At 72.9% G+C, this 20,107-nt stretch carries 18 protein-coding genes; 9 read left to right on the top strand and 9 right to left on the bottom strand.

The window, feature by feature from the left end:
* Positions 1-182: 182 nt before the first annotated feature.
* Together ACFW9D_RS24565 and ACFW9D_RS24560 are read right to left on the bottom strand one after the other, a co-directional pair.
* Positions 183-1,271, bottom strand: a complete 1,089-nt coding sequence (locus ACFW9D_RS24565; RefSeq protein WP_188336697.1) for a branched-chain amino acid aminotransferase — start codon at positions 1,269-1,271, stop codon at positions 183-185.
* A 254-nt stretch (positions 1,272-1,525) separates the two neighbouring features.
* The gene (locus tag ACFW9D_RS24560; protein WP_188336698.1) at positions 1,526-2,566 is read right to left on the bottom strand and encodes a 3-isopropylmalate dehydrogenase; all 1,041 of its coding nucleotides are present in this window, start codon (positions 2,564-2,566) and stop codon (positions 1,526-1,528) included.
* A 163-nt stretch (positions 2,567-2,729) separates the two neighbouring features.
* Here ACFW9D_RS24560 and ACFW9D_RS24555 point away from each other — a divergent pair, with 163 nt between their 5' ends.
* Entirely contained in the window at positions 2,730-4,286 is a 1,557-nt protein-coding gene (locus ACFW9D_RS24555; RefSeq protein WP_384624807.1) for a purple acid phosphatase family protein, read from the top strand.
* Between the two features lie 34 nt (positions 4,287-4,320).
* On the opposite strand, the gene ACFW9D_RS24550 is transcribed toward ACFW9D_RS24555, so the two are convergent.
* Entirely contained in the window at positions 4,321-4,464 is a 144-nt protein-coding gene (locus ACFW9D_RS24550; RefSeq protein ID WP_188336700.1) for a hypothetical protein, read from the bottom strand.
* A gap of 223 nt (positions 4,465-4,687) precedes the next feature.
* Positions 4,688-5,620 carry a LysR family transcriptional regulator gene (locus ACFW9D_RS24545; protein WP_384624804.1) on the bottom strand — a complete coding sequence of 311 codons (933 nt, stop codon included), beginning with the start codon at positions 5,618-5,620 and terminating at the stop codon, positions 4,688-4,690.
* Between the two features lie 79 nt (positions 5,621-5,699).
* Between ACFW9D_RS24545 and ACFW9D_RS24540 the strand changes: the two genes are divergently transcribed.
* The 5 genes from ACFW9D_RS24540 to ACFW9D_RS24520 all read left to right on the top strand — a co-directional run bounded on the left by ACFW9D_RS24540 (position 5,700) and on the right by ACFW9D_RS24520 (position 10,530).
* Positions 5,700-6,713 (top strand): zinc-binding dehydrogenase, encoded by a 1,014-nt coding sequence (locus ACFW9D_RS24540; RefSeq protein ID WP_384624801.1) that lies wholly within the window; start codon positions 5,700-5,702, stop codon positions 6,711-6,713.
* A gap of 121 nt (positions 6,714-6,834) precedes the next feature.
* Positions 6,835-7,425: a CDP-alcohol phosphatidyltransferase family protein gene (locus ACFW9D_RS24535; RefSeq protein ID WP_384624798.1), complete on the top strand. Its 591-nt coding sequence runs from the start codon at positions 6,835-6,837 to the stop codon at positions 7,423-7,425.
* Positions 7,422-8,294 carry a phosphatidate cytidylyltransferase gene (locus ACFW9D_RS24530; RefSeq protein WP_384624795.1) on the top strand — a complete coding sequence of 291 codons (873 nt, stop codon included), beginning with the start codon at positions 7,422-7,424 and terminating at the stop codon, positions 8,292-8,294. Before ACFW9D_RS24535 ends, ACFW9D_RS24530 begins: the two co-directional genes overlap by 4 nt.
* The gene (locus ACFW9D_RS24525) at positions 8,291-9,634 is read left to right on the top strand and encodes a lysophospholipid acyltransferase family protein (protein ID WP_384624792.1); all 1,344 of its coding nucleotides are present in this window, start codon (positions 8,291-8,293) and stop codon (positions 9,632-9,634) included. The genes ACFW9D_RS24530 and ACFW9D_RS24525 overlap by 4 nt, the downstream gene beginning before the upstream one ends.
* 224 nt (positions 9,635-9,858) lie before the next feature.
* Entirely contained in the window at positions 9,859-10,530 is a 672-nt protein-coding gene (locus ACFW9D_RS24520) for a hypothetical protein (RefSeq protein ID WP_384624789.1), read from the top strand.
* On the opposite strand, the gene ACFW9D_RS24515 is transcribed toward ACFW9D_RS24520, so the two are convergent.
* Positions 10,527-11,255, bottom strand: coding sequence for a tyrosine-protein phosphatase (locus tag ACFW9D_RS24515; protein WP_384624787.1), 729 nt, complete (start codon positions 11,253-11,255; stop codon positions 10,527-10,529). The two genes, ACFW9D_RS24520 and ACFW9D_RS24515, sit on opposite strands and share 4 nt — an antisense overlap.
* 53 nt (positions 11,256-11,308) lie before the next feature.
* Here ACFW9D_RS24515 and ACFW9D_RS24510 point away from each other — a divergent pair, with 53 nt between their 5' ends.
* Entirely contained in the window at positions 11,309-11,782 is a 474-nt protein-coding gene (locus ACFW9D_RS24510) for a hypothetical protein (RefSeq protein ID WP_384624783.1), read from the top strand.
* Positions 11,783-11,889: 107 nt separating this feature from the next.
* On the opposite strand, the gene pruA is transcribed toward ACFW9D_RS24510, so the two are convergent.
* The gene (gene pruA, locus ACFW9D_RS24505) at positions 11,890-13,521 is read right to left on the bottom strand and encodes an L-glutamate gamma-semialdehyde dehydrogenase (RefSeq protein ID WP_188341289.1); all 1,632 of its coding nucleotides are present in this window, start codon (positions 13,519-13,521) and stop codon (positions 11,890-11,892) included.
* 73 nt (positions 13,522-13,594) lie between these two features.
* Positions 13,595-14,521: a proline dehydrogenase family protein gene (locus ACFW9D_RS24500; protein WP_188336708.1), complete on the bottom strand. Its 927-nt coding sequence runs from the start codon at positions 14,519-14,521 to the stop codon at positions 13,595-13,597.
* Between the two features lie 189 nt (positions 14,522-14,710).
* On the opposite strand from ACFW9D_RS24500, the gene ACFW9D_RS24495 reads away from it, so the two are divergent.
* Positions 14,711-15,895, top strand: coding sequence for a PucR family transcriptional regulator (locus tag ACFW9D_RS24495; RefSeq protein ID WP_384624780.1), 1,185 nt, complete (start codon positions 14,711-14,713; stop codon positions 15,893-15,895).
* Here the strand turns inward: ACFW9D_RS24495 and ACFW9D_RS24490 are convergent.
* Entirely contained in the window at positions 15,884-16,468 is a 585-nt protein-coding gene (locus ACFW9D_RS24490) for a TetR/AcrR family transcriptional regulator (RefSeq protein WP_384624777.1), read from the bottom strand. The two genes, ACFW9D_RS24495 and ACFW9D_RS24490, sit on opposite strands and share 12 nt — an antisense overlap.
* Before the next feature lie 116 nt (positions 16,469-16,584).
* Between ACFW9D_RS24490 and ACFW9D_RS24485 the strand changes: the two genes are divergently transcribed.
* Entirely contained in the window at positions 16,585-18,102 is a 1,518-nt protein-coding gene (locus ACFW9D_RS24485; RefSeq protein WP_384624774.1) for an MFS transporter, read from the top strand.
* A gap of 89 nt (positions 18,103-18,191) precedes the next feature.
* On the opposite strand, the gene serA is transcribed toward ACFW9D_RS24485, so the two are convergent.
* Positions 18,192-19,796: a phosphoglycerate dehydrogenase gene (gene serA / locus ACFW9D_RS24480; protein WP_188336711.1), complete on the bottom strand. Its 1,605-nt coding sequence runs from the start codon at positions 19,794-19,796 to the stop codon at positions 18,192-18,194.
* Positions 19,797-20,107: the final 311 nt, after the last annotated feature.

Raw genomic sequence — 20,107 nt, 5'->3', positions numbered from 1 at the left:
CGCCGCGCCTTCCCCAGATGAAAGGCACCCCGCACCTTGATCGGGGAAATGCGGCGCGCAGCGCCTGCATTTCAGGGGCGCGGGGAACTGCGCGATCAGCCCCCACCGGCCGGCAGACCGGGTACGACGAAGGGCCGCACCCCCCGTGACGGGAGGTACGGCCCGGAGTCGGAACGGACGGGTCAGCCCAGCTTGTGCATCCAGCCGTGCTGGTCCGCCGTCTTGCCGCGCTGGATGTCCAGCAGCGCCTCACGGAGCCGCATCGTGACCTCGCCCGCCTCACCACCGGACTGCGTCCACTCGGCACTGGCCCGCTTCACCGTGCCGACCGGCGTGATGACCGCGGCCGTACCGCACGCGAAGACCTCGGTGAGGGCGCCGGACTCGGTGTCGGCCTGCCACTGGTCGATCGAGACGCGGCCCTCCTCCGACTCGTAGCCGAGGTCGCGGGCGACCTGGAGCAGGGAGTCGCGGGTGACACCGGCGAGCAGCGAGCCGGTCAGGGTGGGAGTGACGATCTTGTTGCCGTACACGAAGTACAGGTTCATGCCGCCCAGCTCCTCGACCCACTTGTGCTCGACGGCGTCGAGGTAGGCGACCTGGTCGCAGCCCTTGGCCGCGGCCTCGGCCTGCGCGAGCAGGGACGCCGCGTAGTTGCCGCCGGTCTTGGCGTCGCCGACGCCGCCGGGGACGGCGCGGACGCGGTCCTCGGAGAGCCAGATGGAGACGGGCTTGACGCCGCCGGAGAAGTACGCGCCGGCGGGCGAGGCGATGACGATGAACAGGTACTCGTTGCCCGGCTTCACGCCGAGCCCGACCTCGGTCGCGATCATGAACGGGCGCAGGTAGAGGGACTCCTCGCCGCCGTGCGCCGGGACCCAGTCACGGTCCTGCTGGACGAGCGCGTCGCAGGCCTCGACGAAGGTCTCGACGGGCAGCTCCGGCATGCCGAGGCGCCAGGCGGAGTGCTGGAAGCGCTTGGCGTTCATGTCGGGGCGGAACGTGGCGACGGTGCCGTCGGGCTGGCGGTAGGCCTTGAGGCCCTCGAAGATCTCCTGGGCGTAGTGCAGGACGTTCGTCGCGGGGTCGAGGGAGAGCGGGCCGTAGGGCACGAGCTGCCCGTCGTGCCAGCCGCGACCCTCGGTCCACTTGATGGTGACCATGTGGTCGGTGAAGTGGCGGCCGAATCCCGGGTTGGCCAGGATCGCCTCGCGCTCCGCGGCGGACAGCGGGGTCGAGGAGGGCTTGAGCTCGATCGTGGGCGTCGTCATGATGCGTGTCCTTCACCGTTGGTTGTGACGGACCGCGCTCACGCCTGCACTGCTTGTACTAGGACGTCCGAGCATTCACGTACACCGCGGCCCGCGTTCGATTATCGCGCGCGGAGGGGTGTGCTGGTCGGGGGGCGGGGGGGGGGGGGGGGGGCGGGGCCGGGGGCGTTTGGGCCCCCCGGGGGCCGGTAACCGCCCCGCGGCGGGGCGCGGACGGCCCCCGGGCCGCTTCTCTTACGTGGTGGAGCGCCGGGTCAGCCGGCTACTCGCGCGGCGAGCGCGTCGCCGATCTGCTCGGTGGAGCGAACGGAGTCGCCGCGCTCGCCGAGGTCGGCGGAGACGGCGGTCTCGATGCGCTCGGCCTCGGACTCGTAGCCGAGGTGACGCAGGAGGAGCGCGACGGACAGGACGGTGGCCGTGGGGTCGGCCTTGCCCTGGCCGGCGATGTCCGGGGCCGAGCCGTGGACGGGCTCGAACATGGACGGGAACTCGCGGCTCGGGTTGATGTTCCCGGAGGCCGCGACGCCGATGCCGCCGGAGACGGCCGCGGCGAGGTCGGTGATGATGTCGCCGAAGAGGTTATCGGTGACGATCACGTCGAAGCGGGCCGGGTCGGTGACGAGGTAGATCGTCGCGGCGTCGACGTGGATGTAGTCGGTGGTGACCTCGGGGAACTCCTGCGCCACCTTGTTGAAGACGTTCGTCCACAGGTGGCCCGCGAAGGTCAGCACGTTGTTCTTGTGGACCAGCGTGAGCTTCTTGCGGGGGCGGGCCTGGGCGCGGGCGAAGGCGTCCCGGACCACGCGCTCGACACCGAAGGCGGTGTTGACGGAGACCTCGGTGGCGACCTCGTGCTCGGTGCCCTTGCGGATCGTGCCGCCGTTGCCCGTGTACGGGCCCTCGGTGCCCTCGCGGACGACGACGAAGTCGATCTCCGGCTGGCCCGCGAGCGGGGTGGAGACGCCGGGGAGCAGCTTCGACGGGCGCAGGTTCACGTGGTGGTCGAAGGCGAAGCGGAGCTTGAGCAGGAAGCCGCGCTCCAGGACGCCGGACGGCACGCTCGGGTCGCCGATGGCGCCGAGCAGGATGGCGTCGTGCTTCTTGAGGGAGTCGAGGTCGGCCTCGGTGAGGGTCTCACCGGTCGCGTGGTAGCGCTTGGCGCCGAAGTCGTACTCCTCGGTCTCCAGCTTCACATCCTGCGGGAGGACGGCGGAGAGGACCTTGAGTCCCTGGGCCACGACCTCCTGGCCGATGCCGTCACCGGGGATCACTGCGAGATTGATGCTGCGAGACATGGTCCGACCGTACTCCGGGTCCCATGGAATGACACGCCCTGTCCACGATGCGGACAGCCCCGGAAGACTGGAGCGACCCCCTCCGCGACCCGGCACCCACCGGTCGTCCGCTGTTCACCCAGGGGTCCGTCAGGCGTGGGGTGCCGCTGGGAAGTTCACCCGTATGGACACTCCCGACGTCGGCATCCCCGAGCCGCTCGCGCGCCGGATGAGCATGCCGGAGCAGCACGCGTATCTGCGCGAGCGGCTGGGCAGGCGGCGCGTGCTCGCCGGGGCGGCGGCCGCGGCCTCCGGCGCGGTGCTGCTCGGTGACGGTGCGACGGGTCCGGCGCTCGCGGCGCCCCGCCCGGCCGCCGCCGCGGTACGGGTCGACGGGGCGCTGGTGGCCCCGTTCGGCCGGCATCTCGCGTTCGGCGCCGATCCGCGCACGCAGATGCGGATCTCCTGGCAGGTGCCGTTCGCGGTGCGGCGGCCGTTCGTGCGGGTGGGCCTCAGGCCGTGGGAGCTGAGCCACCGCATCGAGGCGGAGGTGCGGGCGCTGCACACGCCGGCCCTCTCGAAGAAGCTCCCTGCGGTGGAGCAGTTGTATCTGCACGCGGCGCTCGACGGGCTGCGCCCCGGCACGACGTACTACTACGGCGTCGGCCACGACGGGTTCGACCCGGCGTCGGCGGAGCGCCTGGGCACCCTCGGCACCTTCCGCACGGCGCCCGCGACCCCGGCCCCGTTCGTCTTCACGGCCTTCGGCGACCAGGGCGTCGGCTACGACGCGCTCGGCAACGACCAGCTGATCCTGGGCCAGGATCCGGCGTTCCACCTGCACGCGGGCGACCTCTGCTACGCGGACGACACCGGGCACGGCAAGGAGACGGACACGTACGACGCGCGCGTGTGGGACCAGTTCCTCGCGCAGACGGAGACCGTCGCGAAGTCGGTGCCGTGGATGGTGACGACCGGCAACCACGACATGGAGGCCTGGTACTCGCCGAACGGCTACGGCGGGCAGAGCGCCCGCTGGACGCTGCCGGACAACGGCCCGGACCCGCGCGAGGCGCCCGGCGTCTACTCGTTCGTGTACGGGAACGTGGGCGTGGTCGCCCTGGACGCGAACGACGTCTCGTACGAGATCCCGGCCAACCGGGGCTGCACGGACGGGAAGCAGACGGCCTGGCTCGACCGGCGGCTGAGGGAGCTGCGGGCGCGCGCGGACGTGGAGTTCGTCGTGGTGTTCTTCCACCACTGCGCCTACTCGACGTCGCGGCACGCCTCGGACGGCGGGGTCCGCGACGCGTGGGTGCCGCTGTTCGACAAACACCGGGTCGACCTGGTGATCAACGGGCACAACCACGTCTACGAGCGCACCGACGCCCTCAGGGGCGGCGAGGTCGGCAAGCCGGTGCCGGTCGGCACGTCGACGGATCCGACGCGCGACGGCATCGTGTACGTCACCGCGGGCGGCGCCGGCAAGGACCTCTACGGTTTCGGGCCCGGCGTCCCGGACAGTCACGAAGGCCGGGTGCGGGACCGCGACGCGGTCACGACCTTCCACTGGACCAGGTCGCGTGAGCCCTCACCCGAGACCGTGGGCTGGTCCCGGGTGCGCTACACCGGCTACTCGTTCCTCGCGGTGGAGGTGACGCGGGGCCGGATGAAGGTCGCGGCGCTGGCCACGGACGGCAGGCGCATCGACAGCTTCGAGGTGAGACGCGGCTCTTCCTGACGAGGTGCCAGGGCTGCTGATGAGGCGCGGGGGCTCAGTGCCCCGTCTCGCCGCCGTTGTCACGACGGTCGAGGGCGCGCTGGAGAGCGGCGGCGGCGATCTTGGCGGTCTGGCGGTCGGCTTCGGTCGACGGAGAGACGTGGCGGACTCGGCGGCGGACGGGCGTCGCAGTGGCCATGAGGGATCGACTCCTTGAGAATCCACGGAACAAGGGGGATTGGATTTCGAGGCGCCGGAAGGGGCGGGGAACGGGAGCGTCAGGGGTTGCCTGATCCGGTGCTCCGGCTCTCTACCGCCCTCGCCAGGTAAGCGAGACGTTCGGCTTCTACAAAGCTAGGACAGGACTCCGTTTCTGTCTCCACAATTACTCGGACTTCCTACTATCTGAGACGGGCGGCGCCTCACCTGTCCCGCGAGAGCACTCTGAGCTCACGGATCAACGCCCGTACCGGCCCGGTCCCGGCCAGTTCGGCGGTGGTGACGTAGCCCACGGAGCGCACCGGACGGTCCGGTCCGAGGTCGGTGATCCGCACCCCGTCCGGGACCCCTCCGCGCAGCGCGAGCTCCGGCATGATCGCCATGCCGAGCCCGGTGCCGACCATGGAGAGCACCGTGCCGTCGTCCTCCGCGCGGACCGTGGCGCGCGGGATCCAGTCCTGGGCCGCCCACCAGTCGCGGGTGTACGAGCCGCAGTTCTCCGTCCAGTCGACGAGCGGCAGCGTGCGCGGTTCGGGGTGGGCCGCCGGGTGGACGAGGGCGTACCGCTCCTCGACGAGCGCGCCGGACACCAGCCCGGCGGGCAGCGCGGCGCTGCCGCCTAGGGTGGCGATGGCCAGGTCGGCGCGGCCCTCAGCGACCTCGCCGGCCGTGCCCGCGCCGATGTCCCGTACGACACGGACCTCCGGTTCGAGGTCCGGGTGCCTGGCCGCGAGCGCCGTGAGGGCGGGCGGCAGCAGGTGCAGGGCCGCGCTGCGGAAGGCGGCGATGCGCAGCGGGCCGCGGATCTCGCCGGGCCCGGTGCGCGCCTCTTCGGCCATGAGCGCGAGCAGGCGCAGGACGCGGCGGGCGTGGCCGACGACGCGGGCGCCGGCCTCGGTCGTGCGGGCGCCACCGCGGCCGCGCTCGAAGAGGACCGCGCCGAGCTTGCCCTCGCTGCCGCGCACCGAGTGGGAGACGGCGGACTGGGTGAGGCCGAGCGTGGCCGCGGCGGCGCCGAAGCCGCCCTCGTCGGCGACGGCCACGAGGACGCGGAGTTCGTGGGGGGCGAGGTCGCGGGACCGGGTCACGTACGGGTTCACCTGTTCTTCCGTGCCGCGGCATTCATGCGGTTCCATGAGAGCCGCTCATGGAACCTGCCGATGTATGAGCCCAACCCCCTGCCCGGCGGGCGCATTCCTCTCCTACGGTCACGGCATGACCGAGACCGCACTCACCGTGCAGCAGATCGCCCGTCCGAACGGCCCCGCCCGCCCCGGCCACTTCCGCTTCGTCGAGTCGCCCGTGCCCGCCCCGGAGCCCGGCACCGCCGTCGTGGAGAACCTCTACTGGTCGGTGGACCCGTACCACCGGGAAATGATGGACGAGAACCCGTACGGCTCGTTCGAGCTGAACACGCCGCTGGAGGGCCGGACGCTCGGCCGGGTGCTCGCGTCGCGCGCGCCGGGGCTGGTCGAGGGCGCGATCGTCTTCCACCGCAAGGGCTGGCGCACGCACTCGGTCGTCCGCCCCGAGGAGGCGACGCCGGTGCCGGACTTCGCGGGGGTGCCGCTCTCCGCGCACCTGAGCATCCTCGGCGGCACCGGCCTGACCGCGTACGTCGGGCTGACGCGGATCGCGGAACTGCGGCCGGGGCAGGACGTGTTCGTGTCCGCGGCGGCGGGCGGGGTCGGCACCGCGACGGGCCGGCTCGCCCGTCTGATGGGGGCCGGGCGGATCGTGGGCAGCGCGGGCTCGGACGCGAAGGCGGCGTACCTGACCGAGCACGCCGGCTACGACGAGGTCTTCAACTACCGTACGGGCGGCCCGGTCGCGGACCAGCTGGCCAAGGCGGCGCCGGCCGGCATCGACCTGTTCGTCGACAACGTGGGCGGGGAGCACCTCGGCGCCGCGATCGGCGCGCTGCGCAGGCGCGGGCGGGTCGTGCGGATCGGCACGGTCGGGCAGTACGACACGGCGGGGCGGCCGGCGCCGGTCGCGTTCGACCACGCCGACGTGGTGGAGAAGAGCCTGCGCATCGAGGGGTTCCTCGTGGCCGACCACCGGGACGCGCAGGAGGAGTTGTACGCGTTCGCGGTGCCGCATCTGCAGAGCGGCCGGATGGGGCTCGACGAGACGGTGGTCGACGGGTTCGAGCGGATCGTCGACGCGTTCCTCGGCATGCTGCGCGGCGAGAACCTCGGGAAGATCATCGTCCGCCGCGCGGAGTGAGGCGGCCGGGGCGCGGGGTGCGTCCGGGGCGGGAGAACGCGGTACTCAGGGCGGTGGGTTGAGTACGAGGTGAGTACTCGGGCCGATCCGGGCGCGCGGGCCCGGCGGCAGAGTCGACGTCATGAACGGCCTCTACTCCCTGAAGCCCTGGTACGCGGCCCGGCTCGCCGGTGTGCGGGCCGGCTGCGCCGCGCGCGGCGTCTCGCCGGACACGCTGACCTGGGCCGGTGTGCTGAGCGGCGGTGTGGCGGGCGCGGCTCTCGCGCTGCTGCCGGCGCCGCTCGCGGCGCTGCCGGTGGCGCTGCTGCTGGCGGCGCGGCTCGCGTTCGCCAACCTGGACGGCGCGCTGGCCCGTGACACGGGCCGTACGACGCGGCGCGGAGCCCTGCTCAACGAGCTCGGCGACCGGGCCGCGGACCTCGCGGTGCTCGCCGGTTTCCTGGCGGTGGCCCCGCTGTGGCTGGTCGCGACGGCCGCTCTCGCGGCGACGCTGCCGTCCTGGGTGGCGCTCGCGGGGGCCGCGGCGGGCGCCCCGCGCCGCAACGGCGGGCCGGTCGGCAAGACGGAGCGCTGTCTGCTGGTCGTGATCGCGGCGGCGTCCGGCTGGTACGTGCCGGTGCTCGCGGTCCTGGCGGCGGGTTCGGCCGTCACGGCGCTGGTCCGGCTGCGGTGGCTGTGGCGGGAGCTGGGCGCGGCGGAGGCCGGGCGATGAGCGTCGCGTTCCTCGCCGGCGAGGTGGCGGCGCGGGCCCTTCCGGTCGTCGGCGGGGTGCTCGGGGCCGGGGGCGTGGCCGTCGCCGCGCTGCCCGCGCGGGTCCGGATGCGGGCCGAGCTGCGGCGCCGCTGGCGGACCTGGGCGCTGGCCGCGCCGTTGTTCCTGGGGGCGCTGTTCCTGGGGCGGGGCGGGGCGTTCGCGCTGGCGGCCGGGCTGGGGGTCGTCGCGGTCGCGGAGTACGCGCGGATGGCCGGGCTCGGGCGCGGTGAGCGGGGCGTGCTCGGGGTGGCGGCGGTGGCGCTCCCCGCGCTCGCGTGGGCGGCGCCGGGGGCGGACGCGCTGCGTCTGGCGGGGGTGCTGCTGCTCGCGGCGGTGGCGGTGGCGGTGCTGAAGGGGGACGCCGCCACCGGGTTCACCCGGGCGAGCCGCACGCTCTTCGGGCTCGTCTGGATCCCGGTGGCCCTCGCGGGCCTCGTCCTGCTGAGTCCGGGTACGGCGCTCGCGGTGGGCATCGCGGTCGCGTTCGGGGACGTCGGGGCGTGGTGCGGGGGCACGGCGCTGGGCCGTGTCGGACCGCTCGCCCGTCCGTTGTCGGCGCTCTCCCCCAACAAGACGTGGGCGGGCGTGGTGGGCGCGGCCGCGGCGACGGCCGCCGCCCTGGCCGCGCTCGGCGCCTTCTCCGTCCTCCTCTGGGCGGCGGTCCTCGCGGGCGCGGTGCTCGGCGATCTGGTCGAGTCGATGGTCAAGCGCGAGGCGGGCGTGAAGGACGCGGGCACCTGGCTCCCCGGCTTCGGCGGCCTCTTGGACCGCGTCGACTCCCTCCTGTTCGCTCTGTTGTTCGTGATGGTGACGGGGGTGGCACTGTGACCGGCGCCGAGCGCGTACGGACCACCGCGGCGGCGTCCGGCGCCGCGGATCGTGACGGCGACGGGGGTCGCGGGATGAACGGGAACGACGAACGGGCCGGGGCCGCGCCCGGCGTGCGGGCCACCGCATCGGGCGCGGTCGGGCAGGGGCGCGGCGGCGCTCGCGCGGGGCTCCGCGCTCCTGGCGGGTTCGCCGCGCGGCTGCGGCGGGGGCTGTGGCGTGGGGTGCTCACGCTCACCGGGGGCGTCGAGACGCGCGGGCGGCTGCCGCGCGGCGGGTGCGTCGTCGTCGCCAATCACACCTCGCACGCCGACACGGCCGCGCTGCTCGCCGCGCTCGACGCCCGGCACTCCCCCGCGATCGGCGCGGCGGCCGACTACTGGTTCGCCTCGCGGTACCGGGCCCGGATCTGCCGGCGGCTCGCGGCCGGGTTCCCGGTGCGGCGCTCCGGCGGCGGCATGGACGATCTGCTCGCGCACGTGCCCGCACTGCGGGCGGGCGGCGCGGTCGTGCTGTTCCCCGAGGGGACGCGGGGCCGGGACGGGGCGCTCGGCGCGTTCCACAAGGGCGCCCTCGTGCTGGCCGAGCACGCGGGCGTGCCCGTCGTGCCGGTGGGCATCGCCGGGACCGGGCGGCTGCTGCCGAAGCACGGCCGGCTGCGCCCGGCGCTGGTCCGGGTCCGGATCGGCGAGCCGCTGGCGCCGTCCACGACTCCGGAGGCGGCCCGCGACGCGGTGGCCGCGCTGCACGACCGTACGGTCGCCGAACCGCTCGCCGACTCCCCCGTCCGCAAGCGGATCGCCCGGGTCGCGGGGTCGCGGCACGGCCTGGCGCTCGCCTTCGCGTGGGCCCTCGCGGAGGCGCTGAGCTGGCCGCTGATGCCGGAGCTGCTGCTCGGCGCGGTCTGCGTCGCCGTGCCGCGCCGGGCCCTGAAGCTGTCCCTGGCCGCCCTCGCGGGCAGCCTCGCCGGCGGCGTGCTCGCGCTCCAACTGGCCGCGTCCGGCGTCGAGTTGCCCGCACCGCTGACGACGGACCGGATGCGCGCCGAGGTACGGCACGAACTCGCCGTGGAGGGAGCGAGCGCCGTACGCCACCAGCCCTGGAACGGCGTCCCGTTCAAGGTGTACGCGAAGGAAGCGGGGCGCGCGGACGTGCCGCCCGGCGACTTCCTCGCGGCGGCGGCCCGCGCCCGGGGCACCCGGACGCTCGCGGTCGGCCTCGCCTTCGGCGCGTTCGGCTTCCTCGCGCACCGGCACCGGCGCCGTTACGGGACGTACCTCGTGCTGCTCGGCGGCGGGTTCGCGGCGGGCCTGACGATGATCGTGAGGGGCTGGTCGTAGGGGCGTCGCGGGAGCGCCGACACCCGAACGGACGAACGTGATCGCGCCAACCGTGGGCGAGAAGAGGCCGGTTCCGACGTCCTGACCACCGCGAAGCACCGACGCGTTTCGGCCACGCACGCCGTCGTGATCAGGTCCGGTGCGGGCGCACGAGACGATCAAGGGGGCGCCCGGATCACCGTGAGCGCCCCCCGCACGCCTTCGTCTTCCCGAGAGGACCCCGCATGGCCCCGGCCCAGCCCTACGACGTCGCCCTCGACCTCGGCACCCTGCGCGTGCTGCCGTCGGCCGGGCACGACGGACTCGTCCGGCCCCTGCTTCTCGCCGCCGAGCCGGGCCCCGGCCCCACGGACGTCACCGCACTGGAGCGGAGCCTCGACCACCCCGCGTTCTCCTTCCTGGAGCACGCGCACGGGCGGGGCTTCGACGTCTGCCTGATCGGCTACGCCGACGGGGACGGCCCCCTCGACCAGCTCTCCGGGCCGGTCCGGCAGGCCGTCGGCCACGCACTCCGCACCCGCGCCGGCGCCGAGCCGCTGACGGTCGGCGGCGTCGGCAGGGGCGCCCTCGCCGCGCGCCACGCCCTGCTGCGGATGGAGGAGGAGGGGCTGCACCCCGAGACGCGCTTCCACTACGCGGTGAACAGCACGGAGCCCTCCGCCGAGGAGGCCGAGTACCTGACGCGGCGCGGCCATCTGCCGAAGACGACGGAGAACGTCAAGCTGATCACCCTCTCCCCCGAGGCCGACACGGGTTCGACCCCGCTGCTCGACCCGGCCTACGACGACGTCTACGTCACCCCGGCCCCCGGCCCCGGACCGGGCCCCCTGCTCCCGGAGGACCTGGCCACCTGCCTCCTGAACTGCCTGACCGCCCCGGCCGGCAGCCGCCTCTAGCCCTCCCCCGAGATCCGCCGCCGCAGCGCCGCGACCTCCTCCTCGCTCAGTCCCGCGCCGCGCAGATACCCTTCCGCGTCGAACCCGCGCGCCACGTCGAGCGCGGCCTCGTACGCCGTGGTCCCGGCTGCGGCGAGCCCCGCGGCCAGCTCCGGCCCGTCGTCCTCGCGGCCCCGCGCGGCATTCATGGCGGCGACCCGCGGCAGGCTCGACTCGTAGTCCGCGGCGATCTCCTCGGGGCTCGCCCCGGCCAGCGACAGCAGCACGATCGACACGATCCCGGTCCGGTCCCGCCCGGCGGAGCAGTGGAAGGCGACGCCCCCGGGCGCCGCCGAGGCCACGGCCCGCGCGACGGCCGCGATCCGCCCGGGGAACCGCTCCAGGAACGGCCGGTAGTACACGGGCGTCCCGAACTCCCAGCCGCCCCACCACCGGTCCCAGAACTCCCGGTCCTCGATTCCGTCGACCGGCACCCGCACGGTCCGTACCCCGTCCGGCCGCGCGGCCGCGTCGACCCCGTACTCGTCGGGGTTGCGCAGGTCGACGACGGTCCGCACCCCGTGCCCCACCAGCGCCCGCCATCCGTCGGCGCTCAGCCGGTCGAGCCCGTCGGCCCGCACCAGCGCCCCGCGCGCCACACCTCCGAGCCCTCCCAGGTCCCGCACGTTGAAGCAGCCGTCCCAGTGGAGGTGGCGCGCGTCGGCCCCCGTCAGTTCCGTGGTCATGCCCGAAGTGGACCATGGAACCCACTGTCAGTGGGAGGGGCTAGCTTCCGCGCATGGGCTTTCACATGCATCTCAAGGCGGTCGTCGTGGAGCAACCACCCCAGGACTTCGACGCGTTGGCGGAGCTGTTCGCCGCGGCGTACGACCGGGGGTTCCCGACGGACGAGATCGAGGACCTGATCCACAAGGACTTCTTCCAGATCGACACGCTGTGCAAGGCGGCGTCGCCGGACGAGGCGGGTGAGCTGGTGATCTTCGGCGGCGCCCCCGTGCATCCGCCGGCGGGGAGCCCCGAGCCACCCTTCGTCGTACTGGACCCCGATGGCGTACGGGCGGCCGCCGCCTTTCTCGCGTCCAGCTCGTTCGAGCGGTTGTGGGAGGCCGGCGGTGCGGCGGTCGCCGAGCGGTGGGGACGGCCCGAGGACGAGATCCGTTCGGCGTTCGAGTCCCACGTCACCGGGCTGCGCGACACGTACGGCAGGGCCGCCGCGCTCGGCCTGGCCATGGCCAAGCACTTCTCGTTCTGAGGAGCCGGAGGACGGTACGACACCGCCCCCGGCCAGGGTGGGGTCCACGGCCGGGGGCGGGGGTCCGGGGACGGGCGGCGGAGGGGCCGCCCGGCCGGGGCCGGGCGTCAGCCCATGTGCGGGTACGTGTAGTCCGTCGGCGGGACCAGCGTCTCCTTGATGGCGCGGGTCAGCGTCCAGCGCATCAGGTTCTGCGGGGCGCCGGCCTTGTCGTTGGTGCCGGAGGCGCGGCCGCCGCCGAAGGGCTGCTGGCCGACGACGGCACCGGTCGACTTGTCGTTGATGTAGAAGTTGCCCGCGGCGTAGCGGAGCTTCTCCATCGTGGCCGCCGCGGCGGCGCGGTCGTTGGCGATGACCGAGCCCGTGAGGGCGTAGTCGGACACCGACTCCATCTGGTCCAGCATCTCCTCGTACTTGTCGTCCTCGTAGACGTGGACGGCGAGGAACGGGCCGAAGTACTCGGTGGTGAAGACCTCGTTGGCCGGGTCGGAGCACTCGACGACGGTCGGGCGCACGAAGTAGCCGACGGAGTCGTCGTAGGTGCCGCCCGCGACGATCGTGCAGGAGTCGTCGGCCTTGGCGCGGTCGATCGCGGCCTTGTTCTTGGCGAAGGCACGCTCGTCGATGAGGGCACCGATGAAGTTCGACAGGTCGGTGACGTCACCCATCTTGATGCCGTCGACCTCGGCCGCGAACTCCTCCTTGAAACCGGAGTTCCAGATGGAGGCCGGGACGTAGGCGCGCGAGGTGGCGGAGCACTTCTGGCCCTGGAACTCGAAGGAGCCGCGGGTCAGGGCCGTCTTGAGGACGGCGCGGTCGGCGCTCGGGTGGGCGACGACGAAGTCCTTGCCGCCGGTCTCACCGACGAGCCGCGGGTAGGTGCGGTACTTGTCGATGTTCGTGCCGACCGTCTTCCACAGGTGCTGGAAGGTCTTGGTCGAGCCGGTGAAGTGGATGCCCGCGAGGTCGCGGTGGTTCAGGGCCACCTCGGAGACGGCGAGGCCGTCGCCGGTCACCAGGTTGATGACGCCCTTGGGCAGGCCCGCCTCTTCCAGGAGCTGGAGGAGGAGGACGGCCGCGTGGGTCTGCGTCGGGGACGGCTTCCAGACCACCACGTTGCCCATGAGGGCGGGGGCGGTGGGCAGGTTGCCCGCGATGGCCGTGAAGTTGAACGGCGTGATCGCGTAGACGAAGCCCTCCAGCGGGCGGTGGTCCATGCGGTTCCACACGCCGGTGGAGTTCGCCGGCGGCTGCTCGGCGAGCAGGTTGCGGGCGTAGTGGACGTTGAAGCGCCAGAAGTCGACGAGCTCGCACGGGGTGTCGATCTCGGCCTGCTGGGCGGTCTTCGACTGGCCGAGCATCGTGGAGGCGGCCAGCGTCTCGCGCCACGTCGTGGAGAGCAGCTCGGCGGCGCGCAGGATGATCGCGGCGCGGTCGTCGAAGGCCATCGCGCGCCAGGCGGGGGCGGCGGCCAGGGCGGCGTCGATCGCGTCCTGGGCGTCCTGCGTGGTGGCGTTGGCGTAGGTGCCGATGACGGCCTTGTGGTTGTGCGGCTGCACGACGTCGAAGCGCTCGCCGCCACCCATCCGACGCACACCGCCGATGGTGCAGGGCAGCTCGATCGGGTTGTCGGCCAGCTCCTTGAGCTTGGCCTCCAGGCGGGCGCGCTCCGGGGAGCCGGGGGCGTAACCGTGCACCGGCTCGTTCACCGGGGCGGGGACCTGGGTCACGGCGTCCAGGGTCATGGTTCCGTTTCTCCTTCGGGGGTTGCGGGGAGTCATCGGGAGGTTCCGGGTGGGGCGGGGGCCGGGCTCAGTTCTTGGTGAGGATCGAGCGGCCGAAGAAGAGCAGGTTGGCGGGCTTCTCGGCGAGGCGGCGCATGAAGTAGCCGTACCAGTCGGTGCCGAACGCGGTGTAGACGCGCATCCGGTGGCCCTCGGCGGCGAGCCTCAGGTGCTCGTCGCTGCGGATGCCGTACAGCATCTGGAACTCGTACTCGTCGAGCTTGCGGCCGGCGCGCCGGGCGAGCTCCTGCGCGATGGAGATGAGACGCGGGTCGTGGGACCCGATCATCGGGTACCCGTCACCCTCCATGAGGATGCGCGTGATGCGGACGTACGCCTTGTCGATCTCGGCCTTGTCCTGGTACGCGACCTCGGCGGGCTCCTTGTAGGCGCCCTTGACGATGCGGACGCGGCTGCCGGCGGCGGCCAGGCGGCGGGCGTCGTCCTCGGTGCGGAAGAGGTAGGCCTGGATGACGCAGCCGGTCTGCGGGAAGTCCTTCCGCAGCTCCTCGTGGATGGCGAACATCGAGTCGAGGGTGGTGTGGTCCTCGGCGTCCAGGGTGACGGTGGTGCCGATGGCGGCGGCGGCCTCGACGACCGGGCGGACGTTGGCGAGGGCCAGTTCGTGGCCGCCCTCCAGCGCCTGGCCGAACATGGACAGCTTCACGGACATCTCGGCCTTGGTGCCGAGGCCGAGGTCCTTGAGGCGCTCGATGAGCTCGAGGTAGGCGTCGCGGGCGGCGTAGGCCTGCTCGACGGTGGTGATGTCCTCACCGACGACGTCGAGGGTGACCTCGAGGCCCTTCGCGGCGGCGTCCTCGATCACGGGCACGACGTCGTCGACGGTCTCACCGGCGATGAACCGGTCGACGACCTGCTTGGTGCCCGGCGCCGCCGACACGAAGGAACGCATCTTGTCGCTGCGCGACGCGGCGAGGATCAAGGGAGCCAGCACGGGGCACCTCCACGGAGCATGAGTTGAGAAAGCACCGTCTCTTCCGTCGTAACGCAGCAAAGCGTGACGAAACAGGAACGGCACGGAGAACCACCGTGAAATCTAAGGATCCCTCCGATCCTGTGCCATCGACAGCTGTCACGCATCTGTGGCCGCCACCTCAGACATCTGTATGAAGGGGCGCCCGGGGTGGGTGAGAATGACGGGGTGAAGGGCGATTACCAGGAACTGGTCGACGAGATCTCGGCGCTGCTCGGCGCCCCGGCGACCCTAGAGAACCGGGACTTCCGGCTGATCGCGTTCGGTACGCAGGTCAGCGGCGACGACAGCGACTTCGACGCCTCGGCGCTGGACCCGGTCCGCACCCGCTCGATCCTCACCCGGGGCTCGACGCCCGCCGTCCGCGCCTGGTTCGAGGGCTTCGGCATCGCCCGCGCGACGGAGCCGGTCCGTATCCCGGCGACCCCGGAGGCCGGGGTCTACCGCGGCCGTATCTGCCTCCCCGTGCGCCACCGGGGCATCGTGCTCGGCTACGTGTGGCTGCTCGACGACGATCCGGGCCCGACGCCGGAGCAGCTCGACGCGGCGATGGAGGTGGCCGGCCGGATCGGCGCGGAGCTGGCCGACGAGGCGCAGGCGGGCGCCGATCTGACGCGCGAGTTCCACTCCGTGCTGACGGCGGAGCGGGGCTGGCAGCGGGACATGGCGGTGGCGGCTCTGCGTACGGCGCTGGGCTCGCGCGCGGACGGCCTGCACACGGTGGTCTGCGTGGCGCCGTGGCCCTCGGCCGACCCGGACGACGCGCCGTCGGTCCGTACGATCCCCGCCGCCGACGCCCTGTGCACCGTCCCCTGGGGTGCGACCGGCCAGTGCCTCGCCCTTCTCGTGCGGCTGCGTTCCTCGGAGGTGCTGACCCCGGCGCTGACGGCGGCGGCGAAGCTGCGGGCGCGGGCCGGCGGGGCGCGGGTCGCGGCCGGGATCGGCGCGCCGCGCACGGATCTCGCGGAGCTGGCGGCGGCCTGGCAGGAGGCGACGGCGGCGGCCCGCACGGCGCTGGCCGATCCGCGGCTCGGCCCGGACGCCCGGTGGGCGGCGATCGGCCCGTACCGGCTGCTGACCGCGCTGCCCGCGGAGACGGCGCACGACCCGGTCCTGGCTCCGCTCCTGACCCCGGCGCACCGCCAGCTGGCCCACACCGCCGAGGTCTTTCTCGACTGCGCCGGCCAGGCGGGCCGCGCGGCGGCGGCCCTCGGCATCCACCGCCAGACCCTCTACTACCGCCTCTCCCGGGTGGAGCAGCTCACCGGCCTCGACCTCGACGAGGGCGAGGACCGGCTGCTCCTCCACATGGGACTGAAGGCCTCACGCCTGTGACGGACGGGTCCCGGCGATCAGGCGGCGCATGCCCTCGGTGAGTTCTGCGGGGGTCGGGGCGGTGTCCGGGTCGAGCATGTACTGGGCGATGAGGCCGCTCATCAGACACATGTAGAGCTTGCCCAGGGTGTCGACGCTCGGGTCGTCGACGGGCGGCTCCTCGCCGCCCTGGAACATGGGGATGACGCCCCGGCCGCCCTCGCGCTGCGCCTGCGCGACGAAATCGCGCACGGCCGGCATCTTGTCGCCGATCACCACGAGCTCCATGCCCAGGTGCCAGATCGAACCGGGCTTCCCCATGGCCTCGGTGACGTTCGTCCACACTTCCTGGAAACGCTCCAGCGAGCCGTCGGGCGCGGTCAGCACGCCGGCGCCGTCGAAGGCGTCGGAGTGGTCCTCCACCAGCGCGATGTAGGCCTGCGCGAGCAGCGCGTCCTTCGAGCCGTAGTGGTAGCCGATCGACGCGAGGTTGGCCCCGGACTCCTTGACGATGTCGCGCGCCGTGGTCCGCGCGAACCCCTTCTCCCGCAGGCAGCGCTTGGCGCCGTCGAGCAGATCTTCCTTGTGTCCCATGCCGGCCACCCTATCTAGACATCCGTCTACGACAACTGTACGAGACAAGCGTCATGGACATCTGTTTTAGACGCTCGTCATAGACAAGCGTATAGAACGGCGCTAGCGTTCTTCCCATGACGACCAAGACCCCGCGGCGACGCGCCGCAGCCTCCCCGGCCAATCCCTGGGCCGCCTTCTCCGTCCTCCTGCTCCCGCTGCTCCTGGTCTCGATGGACGTCTCCGTCCTGTACTTCGCGATCCCCGAGATCAGCCAGGAACTGCACACCACCGCCACCCAGCAGCTGTGGATCTTCGACATCTACGGCTTCGTACTGGCCGGTCTGCTGCTCACCATGGGCTCGCTCGGCGACCGCATCGGCCGCCGCAAGCTGCTCCTCATCGGGGCCGCCGCGTTCGGCGCCGCCTCCGTCCTCGCCGCCTACGCACCCAGCGCCGAGGCCTTGATCGCGGCCCGCGCGCTGCTCGGCATCGGCGGCGCGACCCTCATGCCCTCGACGCTCGGCCTCGTCCGCTCCCTGTTCACCGACGAGGCCCAGCGCGCCAAGGCCATCGGCATCTGGTCCGGCGCGATGGCCGGCGGCATCGCCCTCGGCTCGGTCATGTCCGGGGTGATGCTGGAGCACTTCTGGTGGGGCTCGGTCTTCCTGGTCAACGTGCCCGCGATGGTGCTGCTCCTGGTGGTCGGCCCGCTGCTCCTCCCGGAGAGCCGCGACCCCGAGGCCCCGTCCCGCTTCGACCTGCTGTCCGTCCCGCTGTCCATGGCGACCGTGCTCCCGGCCGTCTACGGACTGAAGAAGATCGCCGCCGACGGCTTCGAGCCCCGCCATCTGCTGTTCCTCGCGGCCGGCCTGGTCTTCGGCATCCTGTTCGTCCATCGCCAGCGGACCGTCCCGCACGCCATGATCAGCCGCGCCCTGTTCGCCCGGCGGACCTTCACCACGGGCATCGCGCTCAACACCCTGGTCATGTTCGCGATGATGGGCTCCGCGTTCTTCACCACGCAGTACCTGCAGTCGGTCCTCGGCCGCGCCCCGCTCGAGGCCGCCCTCTGGTCCCTCGCCCCGTCGCTGGTCATCGGCGGCTTCGCCCCGGCCGTGGCCGCCCTCGCCCAGAAGACCGAGAAGCGGTACGTGATCGGGGGCGGATTCCTGCTCGCCGCGGCCGGGTTCGCCCTGTTGTCGCAGGCCGGGACCGACTCCCTGCTCCTCGTCCTCGCCGGCGCCGGCGTCCTCGGGTGCGGCGTGGTCTCGGTCGCCTCGATCGTCACCGACCTGGCCCTGAGCGCCACCCCGGCGGACAAAGCCGGCACGGCGGGCTCACTCCTGGAGACCGGACAGGAGTTCGGCGGCGCGCTCGGCATGGCGGTCCTCGGCTCGGTCGGCACCGCGGCCTTCCAGGCGGGCCTGCCGGCGGGCGCCCCGCAGACCCTGGGCGAGGCGGTCGCCGTCCCCGGTCTGGCCGACGCCGCCCGCGCCGCCTTCGTGGACGGCATGGCCTGGGCCTCGTACACGGCGATCGCCGTCCTCCTCGCCGGCGCCTGCCTCGCCTTCACCCTGCTGCGGACCCGTGGCCAGGAGCCGGAGCGGGAGCAGGAGCCGCGGCAGGAGAGCGCCGCGGAGCCGGTCTGCTGACCCGGGCGCGAAAGCCCCGGGAAACGCCGAAGGGCGGCCGCCCCGTACGCGACACGTACGGGACAGCCGCCCTTGCGGGCTTGCCGGGACTACTCCGAGAGGTTGACCGCGCGGGCCGAGGTCGCGCCGATCTCCGAGGCCAGCTCGTTCAGCACGGCCGGGGCCACCGTGTCGTCGACGGTCAGGACGGCCAGCGCCTCGCCGCCCACGTCGGCACGGGCGACCTGCATGCCCGCGATGTTGATCCCCGCCTCACCGAGGACGCGGCCGACGGTGCCGACGACACCCGGACGGTCCTCGTAGCGCAGGACGACCATGTGCTCGGCGAGCGCCAGGTCCACGTCGTACTCGCCGACGGCGACGATCTTCTGGAGGTGCTTCGGACCGGCCAGCGTGCCGGAGACCGCGATCTCCTGGCCGTCGCCGAGGGTGCCGCGCACCGTCACCACGTTGCGGTGGTCGGGCGACTCGGAGGAGGTCGTCAGACGGACCTCGACCCCGCGCTCCTGCGCGAACAGCGGCGCGTTCACGTACGACACCGTCTCGTCGACGACATCCTCGAACACGCCCTTGAGCGCGGACAGTTCGAGCACCTTCACGTCGTGCTGGGTGATCTCGCCGTACACCTCGACGTCGAGACGCGCCGCGACCTCGCCCGCCAGCGCGGTGAAGATCCGGCCGAGCTTCTCGGCGAGCGGCAGACCCGGCTTGACGTCCTCGGCGATGACACCGCCCTGCACGTTCACCGCGTCGGGCACGAGCTCGCCGGCCAGCGCCAGACGCACCGAGCGGGCCACGGCGATGCCGGCCTTCTCCTGCGCCTCGTCGGTCGAGGCGCCCAGGTGCGGGGTGCACACGACCTGGTCGAACTGGAACAGCGGGGAGTCCGTGCAGGGCTCCTTCGCGTACACGTCCAGGCCCGCGCCCGCGACGCGGCCCTCCTTGAGCGCCGAGTACAGCGCCTCCTCGTCGACGATCCCGCCCCGCGCCGCGTTCACGATGCGCACGCTCGGCTTGACCTTGTGCAGCGCCTCGTCACCGATGAGACCGAGCGTCTCCGGGGTCTTGGGCAGGTGCACGGTGATGAAGTCGGAGACCTCGAGCAGCTCGTCCAGGGAGAGGACCTTGACTCCCATCTGCGCGGCCCGCGCGGGCTGCACGTACGGGTCGTAGGCGACGACCTTCATGCCGAAGGCGCTCATGCGCTGGGCGACCAGGGCGCCGATACGGCCGAGACCGACGACACCGAGGGTCTTCTCGGCCAGCTCGACACCGGTGTACTTGCTGCGCTTCCACTCGCCGTTCTTGAGCGCCGCGTTCGCCTGCGGGATGTTGCGCGCGGTCGCGATGAGCAGGCCGCAGGCCAGCTCGGCGGCCGTCACGATGTTGGACGTAGGGGCGTTGACGACCATGACGCCGGCCTTGGTGGCGGCGGACACGTCCACGTTGTCCAGGCCGACACCGGCGCGGGCGACGACCTTGAGCTTGCGGGCGGCGGCGATGGCCTCGGCGTCCACCTTGGTGGCGGAGCGGACCAGGATCGCGTCGACGTCGGCGATGGCCGGCAGCAGCTCGGCACGGTCCGCGCCGTTGCACGTGCGGATCTCGAAGTCGGGGCCCAGGGCGTCGACGGTGGCGGGCGACAGCTCTTCAGCGATGAGTACGACGGGTTTGCCGTTGGCAGCAGTGCTCACGTGAGTCCTCACAAGTCCCAATGCGGACGGCCGTCCCGACGGCCGCAGGCGATGGAGGGGTGGGTGCATGGCCGCGTGGAAGACGCACGACGCTGTGGGCCCGACGCGAATAATTCAGCAGTGTAGTGGCGCGAGGGAGACAGTCATGCGCCTCCCTGGAAGGATCACCCGTCCGTGGCTGGACGGGATGGACAACCGTGTGGACGTCCGATGGAGAACGGGGGCGGGGGGGGGGGGGCGGCCCCCGTGCCCCCATGGTTTAGGCGGGGGGGGGTGAAACCCGCCCATGTGGGTTGGCAGCGGCTTTCGGG

The sequence above is a fragment of the Streptomyces sp. NPDC059524 genome, from assembly GCF_042749255.1.
Lineage (GTDB): Bacteria > Actinomycetota > Actinomycetes > Streptomycetales > Streptomycetaceae > Streptomyces > Streptomyces xanthii.
This window is presented reverse-complemented; position numbering and strand designations above follow the sequence as displayed.